At 47.3% G+C, this 16,682-nt stretch carries 12 protein-coding genes; 5 read left to right on the top strand and 7 right to left on the bottom strand.

Going from position 1 to position 16,682, the window contains the following annotated elements:
- Position 1: 1 nt before the first annotated feature.
- The gene (locus ACW9SV_RS17455) at positions 2 to 841 is read right to left on the bottom strand and encodes a glycosyltransferase (protein ID WP_479558051.1); all 840 of its coding nucleotides are present in this window, start codon (positions 839 to 841) and stop codon (positions 2 to 4) included.
- A gap of 289 nt (positions 842 to 1,130) precedes the next feature.
- Between ACW9SV_RS17455 and ACW9SV_RS17450 the strand changes: the two genes are divergently transcribed.
- The 4 genes from ACW9SV_RS17450 (at position 1,131) to ACW9SV_RS17435 (ending at position 6,966) form a co-directional block, all read left to right on the top strand.
- Positions 1,131 to 1,901: an oxygenase MpaB family protein gene (locus ACW9SV_RS17450; protein ID WP_479558050.1), complete on the top strand. Its 771-nt coding sequence runs from the start codon at positions 1,131 to 1,133 to the stop codon at positions 1,899 to 1,901.
- A gap of 172 nt (positions 1,902 to 2,073) precedes the next feature.
- Positions 2,074 to 3,063 carry a TIGR03885 family FMN-dependent LLM class oxidoreductase gene (locus tag ACW9SV_RS17445; protein WP_479558049.1) on the top strand — a complete coding sequence of 330 codons (990 nt, stop codon included), beginning with the start codon at positions 2,074 to 2,076 and terminating at the stop codon, positions 3,061 to 3,063.
- 452 nt (positions 3,064 to 3,515) lie between these two features.
- Positions 3,516 to 6,338 carry a M16 family metallopeptidase gene (locus tag ACW9SV_RS17440; RefSeq protein ID WP_479558048.1) on the top strand — a complete coding sequence of 941 codons (2,823 nt, stop codon included), beginning with the start codon at positions 3,516 to 3,518 and terminating at the stop codon, positions 6,336 to 6,338.
- A gap of 214 nt (positions 6,339 to 6,552) precedes the next feature.
- Entirely contained in the window at positions 6,553 to 6,966 is a 414-nt protein-coding gene (locus ACW9SV_RS17435; protein WP_479558047.1) for a hypothetical protein, read from the top strand.
- 243 nt (positions 6,967 to 7,209) lie between these two features.
- Here ACW9SV_RS17435 and ACW9SV_RS17430 read toward each other — a convergent pair whose 3' ends face one another.
- From ACW9SV_RS17430 to ACW9SV_RS17420, 3 genes are all read right to left on the bottom strand, one after another.
- Complete coding sequence (locus tag ACW9SV_RS17430; protein WP_479558046.1) at positions 7,210 to 7,824, bottom strand: YqaE/Pmp3 family membrane protein; 615 nt, start codon at positions 7,822 to 7,824, stop codon at positions 7,210 to 7,212.
- A gap of 180 nt (positions 7,825 to 8,004) precedes the next feature.
- A complete protein-coding gene (locus ACW9SV_RS17425; protein WP_479558045.1) occupies positions 8,005 to 10,593 on the bottom strand; it encodes a PAS domain S-box protein in 2,589 nt (862 codons plus the stop codon).
- 596 nt (positions 10,594 to 11,189) lie between these two features.
- On the bottom strand, positions 11,190 to 11,582 hold the full coding sequence (locus tag ACW9SV_RS17420) for a response regulator (RefSeq protein ID WP_479558044.1): 393 nt from the start codon (positions 11,580 to 11,582) through the stop codon (positions 11,190 to 11,192).
- Between the two features lie 378 nt (positions 11,583 to 11,960).
- Between ACW9SV_RS17420 and ACW9SV_RS17415 the strand changes: the two genes are divergently transcribed.
- Positions 11,961 to 12,320, top strand: coding sequence for a TM2 domain-containing protein (locus ACW9SV_RS17415; protein WP_479558043.1), 360 nt, complete (start codon positions 11,961 to 11,963; stop codon positions 12,318 to 12,320).
- 31 nt (positions 12,321 to 12,351) lie between these two features.
- Here the strand turns inward: ACW9SV_RS17415 and treF are convergent, their stop codons facing one another.
- From treF to ACW9SV_RS17400, 3 genes are all read right to left on the bottom strand, one after another.
- The gene (treF, locus tag ACW9SV_RS17410) at positions 12,352 to 13,950 is read right to left on the bottom strand and encodes an alpha,alpha-trehalase TreF (RefSeq protein ID WP_479558042.1); all 1,599 of its coding nucleotides are present in this window, start codon (positions 13,948 to 13,950) and stop codon (positions 12,352 to 12,354) included.
- 167 nt (positions 13,951 to 14,117) lie between these two features.
- Positions 14,118 to 14,804, bottom strand: coding sequence for a potassium channel family protein (locus tag ACW9SV_RS17405; protein WP_479558041.1), 687 nt, complete (start codon positions 14,802 to 14,804; stop codon positions 14,118 to 14,120).
- Positions 14,805 to 14,816: 12 nt separating this feature from the next.
- Positions 14,817 to 16,643, bottom strand: coding sequence for a TrkH family potassium uptake protein (locus tag ACW9SV_RS17400; protein ID WP_479558040.1), 1,827 nt, complete (start codon positions 16,641 to 16,643; stop codon positions 14,817 to 14,819).
- Positions 16,644 to 16,682: the final 39 nt, after the last annotated feature.

The following is a 16,682-nucleotide window of genomic DNA, read 5'->3' as shown; positions in this document are numbered from 1 at the left end:
CCTACCCTTTTCGTTGGCTGCTTTTGTTTTTCAAATACAAGATCAATTTATAGGGCAACAACTTTAAAACCAGCAACTTGCCTTTCCCCAATTTTTTACCTAAGAACGTAAAGCCAAACTCGGTGACTACTCTTTCACGACCTTGTAATTGGGCACGGCGGTTTGCAATGGAAATCCCTTGGGCATTTATCTCACATATTACCAGGTATTGATCTAAGATAGCCCCTTTGGTTTTGTGCAACATTTTGAAAAACAGGGCATAATCTTCTACATGTGAATAATTTTTAGGATAATTTCCTACGGCTTTCACCAAATAGGCCCTGAACATCACAGTGGGATGAATGAATACGTTCCTGAAGTGCATTTCTGATAGTATGGCGGAATGCTCTGTAGGAGTGGTATAGGTGTAACTAAAACCCGAGTTGTGGTTCTTGAAAACACACCAACTTCCCAGTAACCCTACCTCGGGGTTCTGGTCTAAAAAGGCAGCTTGCTTGTAAAATCGGTCTTGATGGCATAGGTCCCCGCAGTCTAAACGCGCTATATACCGGACGTCAAGATTAGCCTCTATCCATTGAAGGCCGGTGTTCAATGCATGGGTAATTCCCTGATTTTGCTTTAAACTGACAACGTAGGTGCGGAATCCGGTCTTCTCATGCTCAAGCAAATCCGACTCTTTAACCGGAACCAGGCTTCCGTCATCTACCACTACAACACAAAGTTTATCAGGAAAGTAGGTGATGCTTTGGAGCGACTTGACAAGACCATTCAGGTTATTATAGCACGGGATGAGTACGCAAATATCAAACGTAGTTTTTTCTACGGTTTCAAAAACTTCCAATGTAAAGTATTAAATAGGATTATTTATAAAAATATTAGAAAGGAATTGTTTAGTAGCCTTCTTCTTTTACTTTACCAAATCTACAGCCGGCTAAAGTCAAATACAATGAATTTTCCAATTACTTGCATTTAGACCCAGCTACTTGATGGCTCAAATTTCTTTTTACCCAAGCTATAAAAATCCTGCCTTTTAGTAAAAGGAATCAGAAAACGCCAGTCTTCGTACCTCTGCTTAGCAAGGCAACCACTTAGCGACAAAAGGATTAACGTACCAACCTAAAGAGTGATTCATGGAGTGTTTTGTTAAGGAAGAATCAGTAGTGCGGGAAATCTGGGGTAAAGGAGATACGGTGCTCTTCATTTTCGCGGGATCTTCTGCTGAGTTCGCCTTGAACAAAGCGGTAGACTGGCTTTACTTTACCGGGCGGCTACCGGCAGATCCTCTAGGAAGGCTTTTCTCTACCGTGGCCTACGCCCGCCAGATTGTTTTCTCCTCTTTGGAAGGGGCCAACAAAACCATAGACAGAATGGCTAGCATCCATGCGGGAGTTGAGGCCAAACGAGGTGCCTCCATCCCCGATTGGGCTTACCGTGATGTACTGTTCATGCTGATTGACTACTCCATCAGGTCTTTTGAAGTGCTGGAACGGGAACTCTCTGAGCCAGAGAAAGCAGAAGTCTTTGATGTCTTCTATCGGGTAGGTGATCGGATGGGGTTGAAAGGGCTTCCGGTCACCTTTCAAGAATGGCTAACCATGCGGGAGGAGCACCTGCAGCAAGACCTTGATATGAGCCATTACACCAAAGATCTGTTTCTACAGTACCGGAAGCATCTGGGCAGCCTTAGGTACAGATTGCTTTTGGAAGCCCAGATTCTGGTGGTGCCAGACAGGGTGAAAGAATTGTTAGGCTTCCGGAAGATTTCACTCATTACCCCGCTTTTACAGGGGTATAAAGTCAGCAAGGTTTTAAAACTGGACTGGTTTCTAAAATCCATCATTCTTCCTTCTGCTTACAAAAAGGAAATAAGAGACCTAGACCAAGCCCCCACGAAGAGCTAACGCCTTCTTTGAAAAGGAATTTCGGAGGTTCCTTATTCCTTAAGTCTTTTTTAGTCTAGTTTCTGAAAACAAAGGGTAAAACACTCTTAACCTTCACCTGAAAACTGGAGAACCACTCACATGCTTCCGCGTACATCCCTGAGGAGTTTCAAACCCTTAAGCCAGACCTAGCATGAATACTAAAAGCTTCTCCTTTGGATATCATTGTTCGCACGAGCAGTTCAAGCCAAGCCATTTGTTGTCCTTGGTGCAGAAAGCGGAGCAAGCAGGGTTTGGCAATGCCCTTTCCTCTGACCATTTCTACCCCTGGAGCGAGAACCAAGGCGAAAGTGGCTACGCCTGGAGTTGGCTTGGGGCAGCCATGCAAGCTACCTCGTTACCATTTGGGGTGGTTTCGGCCCCGGGGCAACGGTACCACCCGGCCATTGCGGCTCAAAAAGTGGCTACCTTGTGCGAGATGTTTCCCCATCGGTTCTTTATTGCGGCGGGCAGCGGGCAGTTTCTTAATGAGCGCATCACCGGTCAGAAGTGGCCCAACAAACAAGAGCGAAACGAGCGTCTGAAGTTGTGTGTAGACATCATGCGAGCCCTTTGGCAGGGTGAAACCGTTACCCACAAGGGCTTGGTGGAGGTAGAAAACGCCAAACTCTACACCTTGCCAGATTACATCCCTCCTGTTTTCGGGGCGGCTATCACTCCCGAAACCGCCGAATGGGTTGGTAGCTGGGCCGATGGATTGATCACCATTTCCAATTCGCCGGATAAGCTGAAAGAAGTGGTGGAGGCCTTCCACCGGGGCGGCGGCGAAGGCAAGCCCATGCACTTAAAGGTGCAGCTGTCTTATGACACCTCCAAAGAGAAAGCCAGGCAAGGGGCCCACGAGCAGTGGAAAAACAACGTCTTCCCTTCTGCCCTGCTTTCAGACATACCCACCGTAAAAGGATTTGACGCCGCAGGCAGCATGGTGAAACCCGATGAACTGGAACCGGCAGTACGCATCTCAGACAGTGCCCAGGAGCATCTTGATTGGCTGGCCAAAGACATGGAGCTCGGTTTCACGCGTTTCCACCTGCACAATGTAAATCTGGAGCAGGAACAATATATTGAGTTCTTCGGGGAAAGGGTCTTGCCTGAACTTAAAACTATGGCTGAGCGAGTTTAAGTCATCCATTAGATTTAGGCACCTTTTCTGAAAAAGACATTAAAAACGATGGATGTTAAATTACAGGCGGAAGTTGGGTCATTGCCATACATCCAACCGTAGGTTTAGCATCAAACCTATTCAGCAAAGCTCTTATCATCCCGAACGCTAAAAGCTAAACTTTGCTTTTGGCCTCTTTCCCAAAGGACACCGCTAAAATTGCCTGGGGCAAATGACAGTTTCTCTAGCGTGCTTTTGCAGAAAGGTTAACAACACTTTTTCAACTTTAGAAAAGAGATAATTCCCCTGGTTTCTTTCCAGAGACAATGAGACGGAAAAAGGGCGTGCCTCACTTGGACTGGGAGCCTTTCAGAATCTTTAAACTCTGTTACCTTTGCGACCTTCTTACCAATAATTTTAAAGGCTAACAAACTCTTTCTTAACCTCCATCAGGGTACAACCCTTTCTTATCAATGAGATTTTACAAACCACTTGCCCTCCTCCTCTTTTCCATTGCATTGCTATCCTGCCAGCGGCAAAGCGCCTCTAAAACAGCCAAGCAGGAATTTAAAGTTGACTATGAGAAATTCACCTTGGACAATGGGTTAACCGTGGTCTTCCACGTGGATAAATCTGACCCGGTGGTTGCGGTGGCCCTTACCAGCCACGTGGGTTCTGCCCGCGAGAAGGAAGGCCGCACGGGCTTTGCCCACCTGTTTGAGCACCTCTTATTCCTGGAATCGGAGAACTTGGGCAAAGGTGGCCTGGACAAAATGAGTGCCCGTATTGGAGGCTCAGGGGCCAATGGTTCCACCAGCCGAGACCGCACCAACTACTACCAAACCGTGCCAAACGATGCCCTAGAGAAAATGATCTGGGCCGAGGCCGACAAACTGGGCTTTTTCATCAACACCGTAACGGAGCAGGTCCTCTCCAAGGAAAAACAGGTGGTGAAAAATGAGAAGCGCCAAAGCTATGACAATGCGCCTTACGGCCATACGTCCTATGTCATTGACCAAAATCTCTACCCAAAAGACCATCCCTACCATTGGCAGGTCATTGGGTCGCTGGAAGATTTGCAGAACGCTACCTTAGAAGATGTGAAGGAATTCTACCGTAGATGGTACGTTCCCAATAACGTGACGCTGGTGGTTTCTGGTGACTTTGAGCCGGGACAGGCAAAAGCCTGGGTTCAAAAGTATTTTGGCGAAATAAAGAAAGGCGAGAAAATCCCCGCTTTAGAGAAAAAGCCGGTAGTGTTATCCCAAACCAAGAAGCTGTACCACGAGGACAATTTCGCACGCCTGCCTGAGTTGACCATGGCTTGGCCTAGCGTGTACACCTACCACAAAGACTCCTATGCGCTCAGAACCCTGGCCACCCTGTTGGCGGACGGCAAGAAAGCCCCGTTCAACAAACTGATTGTGGACGAGAAACAACTGGCCGGCCGCGTGAATATGTACCAGAACAGCGCCGAGTTGGCCGGGCAATTCATGCTCAGCATCAGAGGGTACGAGAAGGTGGATCTTAACCAGGTCCATGCCGCAGTGGAAAAGGCTTTCCAAAGGTTTGAGAAAGAAGGCTTCACCGATGCCGACCTAAACCGCATCAAGACCTCCCAGGAAGTTAGCTTTTACAACGGCTTGGCCAGCGTGCAGGGCAAAGGCTTCCAGTTGGCGCAGTACCAGATTTTCACCGGTGACCCTGGGTTCATCAGCAAAGACATCCAGAACATGCTGGCCGTCACCCGCGAAGATGTGATGCGCGTGTACCAGCAATACCTCAAGGGCAAGCCTTACGTGGTGACCAGCTTTGTGCCCAAGGGACAAGTAAACCTGGCGCTGAAAGGCTCGCAGAAGGCCAATGTGGTAGAAGAGAAAATTGTGGAAGGCGCCGAGGAGAAGTTTGACGCTTCGGCCAAAGCCGACTATCCCCGCACTCCATCCAGCTTTGACCGTACGGTGGAGCCGGCCTATGGCAAGTCGCCGGAGACCAAGGTACCTAACGTTTGGGAAAGCAAACTGGAAAACGGCCTTAAAACGCTGGGCATCACCGACCGCGAAGTACCCCTGGTTCAGTTTAACCTGCGCCTGAACGGCGGCCTTTTGCTGGAAGACTCCACAAAAGTTGGCGTTTCTAACCTTCTTTCTGAATTGTTGCTCAAGGGCACTCGTACCAAAACGCCAGAGCAGTTAGAAGAAGCAATAGAAGCCTTGGGCGCCTCCATCAGCATCAATGCGGGCGAGGAAAGCTTCACCATCAGCGGACGCACCCTGGCCCGTAATTACATTCCTACCATTGCCTTGGTGCAGGAGATTCTTCTGGAGCCGCGTTGGGATGCGCAGGAATTTAAACTGACCAAGCAGCAGGTTGAAAGCCAGATCAAGCAGCAGAAAGCCAATCCCAACTCCATTGCCGACAATACCTTCCGTAAACTACTATACGGCAAGAACCACATCCTCTCCCGTAACATCTTAGGTACTGAGGCCTCTTTGCAGGCAATTACCTTGCAAGACCTTCAAAATTACTACGCGGCCAACCTCTCTCCGTCAGTAGCCACGTTCCAGGTGGTAGGCGCCGTAGACCAACAGGAGGTCCTGAATTCATTGGCCGGTCTGAACCAGAACTGGAAAGCGAAAGCCGTACAGATGCCACAATTCCCTGCCCCACAGGCTCCGGCGGCTTCCAAAATCTATTTTTATGATGTACCCGGGGCCAAGCAGTCTGTTTTGCGGTTTGGATATTTGGCGTTGCCTGCCACACACCCAGACTTCTACCCGGCGCAGGTGATGAACTACATTCTGGGCGGCGGAGGTTTCGCTTCCCAACTGACCCAGCAGTTAAGGGAAGGAAAAGGTTATACCTACGGCATCAGTTCTTCTTTCTCTGGCTCGGTACTGCCAGGTCCGTTTGTGATCCAGAGTGGGGTTCGCTCTAACGTTACCTTTGAGTCCACGGATCTTGTCAAGCAGCTCCTGCAGAACTACGGACCAACGTACACCGCCAAAGACCTGGAAGTCACCAAAGGCTACCTGATCAAGAGCAACGCCCGGGCCTTTGAAACCATGGGCGCGAAACTGAATATGCTCAACAACATCAGCACCTTCGGATTGCCTTACAACTATGCCAAGCAGCGGGAAACTCTGGTTCAGGAAATGACCTTGGACAAAATTAAAACCTTGGCCCAGCAGTACGTCAACCCCAACAAGATGTATTACCTGATTGTAGGCGATGCCACTACCCAACTCAAAAAGCTGGAACAGGTAGGCTTCGGGAAACCGGTTCTGTTGAACTAACTGCCTTACATTTCATTAAAGAAGAAGCCCCTTTCAGATAAATCCGGAAGGGGTTTCTTCTTTGATGCTGTTTTAAGCAAATCAGCTTTAATTCAGCAAATGGTTTAGGAAGATGCCTTGCCTTAAGCTAAATACTTGAGTCATAGGGTTGAAGTTTAATACAGAATTTACTATGTTTGATTAAAACGAAGTCTCTTCCTTAGCTCTGGTGTCTATGCTACTTTACAAAGACAGTATACTGCTACTTGAGTATGATCCGGCCACGGACATAGCGGAAATGACTTGGCCCGATTTAGCCCCAGAGGCACTGCCTGAGGCAAAGCAAGCCTTTCAGGTGGTGGTGGAAACCATCCGGGATTATGACGTGAAAAAGATGTTGGTAGACAGCAGCAAAGCCTCCATCACCATTCCGGATGAAGAAAACACGTCCCTAATGCTCAAAATTGCGCAAGATTTCAACGCCACTCGCATCCAGAAAATAGCCCGGGTAGAGTCTACCGATTTAAAAACGGAAACAATGGCAGCCGAAAACATTTCCAAGATACAACATGATTTGAGGGTCCATTTTCAAATGCTTAACTTCTCTGACCGTCCCTCTGCGTTAGCCTGGCTCAATTCTCCCTCCTAACCTTATCGCAACCTTTACAAACGGACGCTGTTAACGGAGCCTCACCTTTTTGAAGAAAAAACCTCTGGCGAGAACTGACAAAAGGTTATGTAACATCTAAGCTCACCAGGCATGTTTTAGGTGTCTTTTCTGAAAACCCGCCTGAAACATTCCGAAGACCTAGGAACCAAACTGATCATATGAAATGCAAAAAGGCCTTGGTAGTAGTACCTAGGCCTTTTGTTTGGGCTATAAAACTACAGGTTAGATTGAGTCTGTGACCACCAAAAGGGCGTAAATTACTCCTGGTATGAAGAACAGCAGGGTAAGCAGCAGGCTTATCCAGAATCTGCTACCAATTCCCTCATGCAGGAACACGGCCAAAGGCGGGAGCAGAATAGCCAAGATGACTTTCACTACGGTTCCTACCTCATTTGTATCTCTCAGTACATTCCTGATCTCTTTCTTGAATTCCTTTTTCTCGGCTTTGGTCATGCTGGCCAACCGGTTTTTGGCAGATTCCAGGACTTTGTTCTCCTCGGCATTTAGAACGGGGTTGGCTACCGGAACTGTCTTGTTTACCGCAACTGCTTTTTGAGTCTCAAACAAAACAGGTTTGGCTGGTTTGGCAGAGGCTTCCAGCACCGGTTCGGTTTTCTTCACCAAAGCGGTTGGTTCCTCTTTAGTAGGTGCAGTTTCGGGGGAGGTAGTTTGAGTGCTTTCCTGAACAGTGATTACGGGTTCAGTCTTGGCTACCGATTTATGGTAGGTCTCTGGTTTGGCAGAAGAGAACCGGTAATACTCGGTGGAGCTACAGGCAAAAAGAAACTGACCTACCAATGCCACCAGAACATACTGTAGTAAACTTTTAAATTTCATAGTACTAAAGGTTAAGTGAATAAAACATGCTCTAAAAGCACCTTCCTTTGTACTATGCTTATCTACTATTTGTTCTAATTCTAATTGAATTCTAATATGCAGAGGCTAACAGGTACAGAATTTAGAACCCGGTAGGTCCTCGACTTGGCATATCTAAATCTAAGAGCCTACCGGGTTCTATTATGATTTAGTGGATACTTCGCCGGGAATGTAAATAGCCACTTGGGTTCCTTCATTCAGTTTACTTTTCATCTCTATGGTGCCGCCCATACTCTCTACATGGGTTTTCACTAAGAAAAGCCCCATTCCTCTCCCCTTTTTGTTTAGGTGGAAACGCTTGTAAAGCTTGAAAATATTGTCGCCGGCTTTTTCCATGTCAAACCCAGACCCGTTGTCTGAGAAGTCAATGCGCAACCCGCCTTCAGGGGAAGCCTTGCACTTAATTTTCACCTGTAGCGCTCTGCCTTCTGCCTTGTACTTGATGGCGTTGGAAAGCAAGTTGTAGAAAATGCTATAGAGATAAGCCCGGTTAGTGTTCAATTTGATATCCGGGTCAATGTCTAGAATCAGTTCGCATTTATGATGGGTCAAAGACTCCATAAAGTACTGCCGTACCTGGTCAAAGACCTCTGCTAAGCCTACCATTTCCCTTTCCAGAATGTCTTGCTGATCTCTAAGGGAAAGAATCATGTTCAAATCGCGCAGCACGGTATCCAACTTGAAGACGCTAGTCTTAAGGTGCGCCAGGGAAGTGTCATACATGGCTGAATTCTTATCCAGCTTTGTAAGGAAATCGGCCAGTCCCATGGCGTTGGCCACCGGCGCCCGCAGGTTATGCGACACAATGTACGTGAATTGCTGAAGGTCGCGGTTTTGCCGGAACAAGTCACGGGTCATCTCCATCTGGCGTTCTTCGGCCTCTTTCCGGAAAGTAATGTCTTTCTGGATGACAATATGCTGCGTGATGGCGCCGTCTTCATTAAAGATAGGCGTGAAGTCCATAGAGAGCCACACGTTATTGCCATTCTTCTTTTGATGAAGGCCCATCAGGTTGAACGGAAGCCCGCGCTTTAGTTTCAACCCGAGTTCCTTGCCTGCATCCTCCTTCGCCAATGGTCCTGCCAGCAAGGCCCTGAGGTGCCGACCTTGGGCTTCCTCAAACAGGTAGCCGGTATTGCGGGTAAAAGCGCTGTTTACCCATTCAATTGTACCTTTGGCATCGGTAATGATGACCCCGTTTGAGATTTTGCTGGCCACCAGAGAAAGTTTCTCCCGCTCCTGCTTGGCGAACACCCGCTCAGTGATATCAGAGAAATACACCGAGAGCCCTTCTTCAGACGGATACGCTTTCACTTCTAACCAGATTTTAGATACCTCCAGGTAAGATTCAAATCTGATGGATTGGCCGGTAAAGATGGCTTTCTTGTAATAGTGGTAGAAGTTTCCGTTGATCAGTTCCGGAAAAACCTCCCAAATGGTTTTCCCGATACACTCTTCCCGGGTTAGCCCTAACACCCGCTCAAATTCTGTATTTACGAGTTTAAAACGCCAGTTTTTGCCCAACATGAAGAAAGCATCGGTGATACTCTCAAATATGGTGGTAAGGGTATCGGTCTGTTTCTTAATGGTGAGTTGGGCGGCATTTACCTCTGTCACGTCTTTGGCAATAGAATGCACTCCTACCACTTCACCGTTCACCACCAAGGGGATCTTGGTGATTTGGTAATTCGTTACCAAATTCTCATTCAACGGTAACTCTAAGTCAAAGGTAGAGATATTGCCCTGAAAGGCTTGATCATGGTAGTGTTGGCATATTTCAACTGCCCCAGGCGGCAGGAATTCAAATATCTTTCGGCCAAGTACCTGCTCTTTGGGGAGCCCCAAATAGGAAAGGTATTGGGGGTTAGCATCCAGAATGGTACCATCATGGTCCTCAAAAAGGACAAGGTCTGGATTGTTATCGAACAGCGACCTGAACCGCCGTTCACTTTCTTCCAGTTGCAAGGCGATTAGCTTCCTTTCTGTGATATCGCGGGAACTTACCACTAAGGCGTTAACAGCCGGGTTGTGCAGCTGATTACTGACAACAGCATCAATCCATCGCCATTCTCCATTGGCAGACCTAAACCTAAAATCAGGTACCTGCACAACATCCTGCTGTAGTATTTGCTGTAGTGTCTCACTTGCCATGGGAACATCATCCGGATGGATGAAGTCAAATACATTGCAGCCAATCAACTGCCCGGGCTCATAGTTCAACAACCTTGAAACGGCGCCCCCTACATAGATGTATTCGCCCGCTTCATTGAGCAAACCCAACATATCTGAGCCATGCCGAAGTAAGGTGCTGTTTAACTCGTCCTTATGGGCTAGCTTTTGCTGCGCCAGCATTTGGTCCCTGGCATCTCTCCCTATACAGTAGATAAGCTGTTCTTCCTCTCTCCAAACCGCAGACCAGGATAGTGGAACCTCTGCACCGTTTTTATGCAGATACCGGTTAAAGTAATTGCGGGTAGGAGTTCCACCCATGACCCGCCCTAAAGACTCCAGCGTCTCAGCTTTATCATGGAATGAAACATAATCTATGAAATTTTGATGCAGTAATTCTGCAGGTGTATAGCCTAGTACTTCTTCACTTGTAGCACTTATATGGACAAACTTCCCATCTTCATCAATTACACACAAAAGGTCAGTTGAGACTCCAATCACATTCTCAATGATTAACTTATCCCATTGCACTTTAGATACCTCCACCTTATTCAGCTCCACGGGTTCCGTTCAGAATTTATCTTTGATGCAAGTTACATCATTTCATGCCATTAAATAGCATTATTGCTATAATACCCTTTACAATCAAAAATAATCATTTTAAAATCTTACTTGTACCAAAACCCCTCAGAACCCTTTTTGCCTTTACTTAATTATATTATCTAATTCTTTTCTTAAACAAAACGCATTGTAATTATCATGTATGTACATCAAGTAATAAGCTGCAAAACGTACGGAGATTAACCCCTGGAATATACAAAAACAACCTTTTGCCTAAAAAGCTAAATAATGACTATTTTAAGAAGGGAAGTAGGGAATTTTCCTAATAACATGGGATGCACCCTAACCTATGTCTAGGAAGCTAGAACTGGGATCAAATACCGGAAAGAACTATAAAAGGGTCAAGGCATTCTAATAAAGAAGCCTAACCGGAGACTTCCTTGCAGATAAACAGCATACTACTTTTATGCTTGTAGTAGGAATTCTTTCCAGAAAGGAATTTCACTAGTGAATGGAGGTAATCACCTAAGTGCCTTCAAAAAAGTAGTACTAAGGGGAACCGAGGTTCTGGTGAATGATAAGTCTGAAAAGGAGGGTTAAAGTTCTGCGACAACCTTTCTGAAATCGTGCTCATTTAGCGGCTTCTGAAGGCAAGTGGTGATGCCCAAAGACCGCATCTGGTTCATATCTGACGCATTGGAAGAAGTAGACAGAACCACAATTTTAGTGGGTACACTTTCAATCAAAGGCAATTGGTGATACTCCTCTAGAAAGGAGAAGCCATCTAACACGGGCATGTTGATGTCTAACAGAATCAAGGAAGGGAAGTCTTCAGGACGTTGCAAGCTTTGCAGGTACGCCAAGCCTTCTAAGCCATTCAACGCTACGATAATTTCCTCGGCAATACCGGTTTCTTCAATTACCGTTTGGTTAAGGAAATTAGTTATCTCATCGTCCTCAATAAGCAAAATTGACTTAACTCTCTTCACTTGCAGTATTGTTCTTAAAATAGGGCTATGTCCTTTGTAACGTAAATAAACGTCAAACTCACCAATAAATACGTATTGGCCTTACAAGTTTTTAAATAAAATCAGAAAAACATAGTAATCTATCTTTCTTTTTCTTTCCACCAAGAATGAACAGACCTGCTTTGCCGCAAATGGAATTTAGAGTATAAAACGGAATGAAATCTTTGGCTAGGCGCTTTGGACTGAATGCTGCAGAAAAGAAGTTTCTTTTTAACACCGTTCTCACCCACAGGCTTGTCCCATTGAACCTGCTTATATAAAAATAGTCATCGGTGCAGATGGTTTAGGGAAAACAAGTATCTTGAATTCACTTTACAACCAGCTAAATTTCTGCTAATTATGGAAACAGGATCTGTATTACCAGTATCTTTTCTGCAGCAACTTCCCTTTCCTTTACAGTCGGAGCTCTTAAACCTTCCACCAAACTTTCAGAGTGACTTCTTCACTCTATATGTGCAGCGGAAAAAGTCAACCGGGTTTGCGTATCTGCTTTGGGTCCTATTTGGGCTGCATTACGCCTATGTTAACCGGTGGGGAATTCAGGTCCTTTTCTGGATAACCGCCGGCGGTTTAGGTGTCTGGTGGTTTATTGACCTTTTCAGAATACCGGGTATTGTGCGGTGCTACAACCAAACACAGGCCCTGCAATGCCTGGCAACCCTGAAGATGATGCACAGCAGGCAACATCCTTCGTTTTAACCATTGTTTCTGGAAAACAGCCTTAAAGAGTTTAAGGTTTTCTGTTTTCCTGGTGCATCAGCAATTTAAGAAGCACTCCGTTGGTCCAGCCAAATCCGTCCTGGTTGGGGTACTCCCCTCCACCCCCTTCGGCGCCGGGTTTTTCCACGTTGTATTTCTCGGTCAACTTTCTGGTTTGTCTAAATACCCCAACATTCTGTTTAATCCAGTTAGTGGCAATGGTGTTGGCCAGTTCATGCTGCTGGTAAGCGCGAAGCCCTTGGATGCTCATCCATTGCAAAGGAGCCCACCCGTTAGGCGCATCCCACTGCTGGCCTGAGTGGGTTAAGGTAGCCGGCAGCCCTCCCTGCTTTAGGAAATCACGCTCAAGTTTTACGGCCACCCCTTTGGCCTGGGCTTTAGAAGCGATACAGAAGAACAGCGGCGTTACCCCCGCCAAGGTGGGGATGTTGGTGGTTTGCTGCTTGGTGAAATCATAATCATAGAAGAACTGCTCTTTGGGATTCCAGCAATAAGTTAGCAGCGCCTTTTTCCGGGCTGCGGCTTTCTGCCGGTAAAGCCTTTCCTGAGGTTTGTCTTTTTGGAGTTTGGCCATGTCTGCCAGCGTCACCTCCATATGGTATAACAAGGCATTCAGGTCCACCGGAATCAACTGCGTCGTTCTGATGGTTTGGAGGGACTTCTGATCCAAAAACCACCTGCTGCTGAAATCCCAGCCAGATTCTGCCGCGGCCCTAATGTCCCGGTAAACTTCCTCCGGATTTCGGCCAGAGGCGTGGGCGACCTCCACATCTTCCTTGTATGCCTCGGGTCTCGGCGTCGGATCATCATCCCAGTACCGGTTCAGGATACTACCGTCGGGCATTTTGACCACTCTTCTATGGGCAGATTGAGAGGCGGTAAGGCTTTCCTGGCCTTGCATCCAAAAGTTGTATTCCTTCTGCAGGGCGGGCGCGTACTTTCTCAACACCTCAGGGCCTTTTTCCTGGGCCAGCACCCGCACCATCAGCGCGTAGAAAGGAGGCTGCGACCTGCTCATGTAGTAGCTCCTGTTGCCGTTGGGAATGTGCCCAATGGTGTTGATGAGATACGTAAAATTGTCTACCATGCTCTGAATGAGCTCGGTTTGATGGCTCTCCTGCAATCCTAGCATAGTGAAATAGCTGTCCCAGTAATAGATTTCCCGAAATCTTCCGCCCGGCACCACATAGGCGTGCGGTAAGGGAATGAGGGAGCTTTGTTCAGGCTTGGGTTGACGCGTTAGAATGGGCCAAAGTTGGGAGATGTGCTGCTCCACGGTCAAATTTTCGTTTGATTGGAATTGACCTGCAGGTGCCACTGGAAGTTCAAAGTGACGCAGCACAAAAGCCTTCAACTCAAACCCGGGCTTGCCTTTTTCCTGCTCATACGCCCTCAGGATTTGGTAAGGGGAAGTTAGAGGCCGGCAATCTGGGAAAGTTTTGGAGTCTGGGAAAACCGCTGCCATCTGCACATCCTTAAACAAACTGCCCAGTTCTTCATGCGGCTTGAATTGCGCCTGCACGTGGGCTGCCAATCCCCAGAAAAGAAAGACAAGCAGGAAAAGGTTTTTGTAAATTAATCGGGAGGCAAACGGAGATGGGTACTTCATTAGTTTGGTGATTGCTCGAAAACCCTTTTTACGTAGAAGCTACCTTAAACGGACAGGAACCCATTCTAAGCAACCTTTCGAAACACCCTCTGAACTGCCTTTCAGCCTGTTTTCCTAAAAAGAGGCTGAAAGGCAGATGGCAACACAAGAACCCAGCAAATGAGCTTCTACCGCATGTGCAGCAAACGGTCAATATCCTGAATCTTTCCGAAGACCACCAGTATATCACCAGCCTCAAACACAGTTTCGGCCTTTACCACGCCTAGTACGGTAGGTTTCTGGTACACTTTCCCGAAAAGGTTCTTAGACTCGCGGTACCGCAGAATAGTAAGCACGTTTACCTGGTACTTCGCCCTGAAATCAGATTCAGCAATAGTTTTGCCCACGTACCTGTCTGGCACGGTGGCCTCAATGATGTTATAATCCTCGGTTAAGTCAAATGAATCAATCACGCCGCGCATCTCCAGCTTTTTGGCGAGTCTTTCGGCGCTTTCCTGTTCGGGCCTTATAATCTGGTCAACCCCAATTGCCTCCAGAACCGTTTGGTGCAGCGGTGAGATGGCCCGGCTCATGAGTCGTTTCACGCCCAATTGTTTGAAAACGGCTGTGGCCATGACCGAGGCTCCAAAGTCTTCTCCTATCCCCACTACTACTACATCTGTCTCGGCGGTAGGCAGGGTGGCAATGGCCTGCGCATCGCTGGCATCCAGGCAAATAGTATGGGTCACCGTGTCTTTGTAGGTTTCCACCTTTTGCATGTTCTTATCCACCGCAATGACCTCATGCCCCATCTCGGTCAACTTCATGGATAGCGACGAGCCAAAATAACCTAACCCAATAACGATGTAGCGCATTTTAAACGTTGTTTATGTAATGATGATAGTTTCTTTAGGATAACGGTACCGTAAGGTAGACACCTTGCGCAGTAGCCCAATGATCAGCGTCAAAGTTCCTACTCGGCCTAAGAACATGGTGGTAATAAGCACCACTTTGCTGGGGGTGCTCAACAATCCCGTGATGCCCACAGTCAACCCCACCGTAGCGAAACCAGAGAAACACTCAAAGGCCACGGCGGCCAACTCCAGTTGCGGATCGAAGATAGTCACCAAAAATACCGCTAGCCCAATTACCAGCAACGAAAGAATGATGATGGCAAAGGCTTTATCAACCGACTCATTGCCTATTTCCCGCTTGAACACCTCCACCCTGTCCTTCCCCCGGGCCAAGCTGATGATATTCAGGATAGCGACGGCAAACGTAGTCGTTTTGATCCCACCTCCTACCGAAGCCGGCGAGGCCCCGATCCACATCAACAGCAGATAAAGCAGCACGGTAGGGGCCGTAAGCGCAGCCATGTTCACGGTGTTAAAGCCAGCAGTGCGAGGGGTAACCGACCCAAAGAAAGCGCCAACAATTTTCCCTGTAAGGCCGTGCTCTGCCAGAGTATTGTGGTACTCCAGCAAGAAATACAGGATCATTCCCACCACCAATAAGATGGAGGAAGTAAGGGTCACAAGCAGGGTATTCACATTCAAGAGACGGGGAGTATGTTTGATGGGCTTATTGGGGGTAAGCCGGTCAATCCAGTCCAGGACCTTATACCGGGTGTAGCGGAAGAGATTGAACACAATCGGAAACCCTAATCCACCTACAATAATCAGAACTGCTACAATGATCTGCAGCGGATAATTAAAACGAACAATAGGATCATATAACCCCAAGGTCAAAGTAGAGAAACCGGCATTACAGAACGCGGAAACGGAATGGAAAAGCGAGAAGCTAAATTTATCGGGCAAAGCTGCCTCGGGAATATCGGTTAGGGCAATGTACATCAACAGCGCACCAAACATTTCAAAGCCCAAGGTAAAGCTGACAATTTTGAAGAGTGTGCTGGTAATCTGGCCCAGGTTATCTTCACTCAGCCAGTCTTTCATGAAAAGCGCCCCCTTCCAGGAGGAACCCTGGAAAAAGATCCCAAAGAAACTGGCGAACGTCATAATGCCCAACCCGCCCACCTGGATTAAGAGCAAGATGATTACTTTACCAGTGGGTGTGAAGACCGTAGCCACGTCAAGTGTCACCAAACCCGTAACGCACACAGCGCTAGTAGCCGTGAAAAGGGCATCAATAAACGTGATGCCTTGGTAGGTAGCTTGTGGCAACAAGAGCAGAAACGTTCCTATTGAGATCAGAAACAGAAAGCTTAGCACAAACATCCTGGCCGGATGCACCGAACTGCGGTAAAAGAGCAGGGTCTTCTTAGAAACTTCTATAAAGAAGATATAGAAGATGATGACGTAGATGGGTTGCTCACTGTCAAAGAACCGTAACAGGGTGCTGGCGCTGGTAAGGCTGTTTAAAAGCAGGAATCTTGAAACCAGCCCCAAAGACATAAAGAAAAGCAACAGCCCTTCAAATATCAGCGAGGGTCTTCTTACTTTTTCCCGTAACAGCACCAAGATCCGCAGTCCTACACAGCCATATACCACCAGGAAAAACAGGTGGTAAAAGTAGTGCAGGAGTTTTGGTTCGTATTCAGAATGTTCAAACCCGATATCATATAGAAAGACCATCAGTCCCAGCCCTCCCAGGTACAGCAGAAAAGTGTCCAGCAAAGAAACCAACCAAGGGGTATTCTGGAAAGCTGCCTGAAGAAGTGGTGTTACAGGAAAAGGATTATTCTTTTTGTCCATTGGAGACGAAAATACCGGATTACGCAAGGCCTTCGCGGC

This window comes from Rufibacter sp. JT20002 (assembly GCF_056491185.1).
The sequence above is the reverse complement of the archived record's forward strand: the minus strand, read 5'-3'. Positions and strand labels throughout refer to the sequence as shown.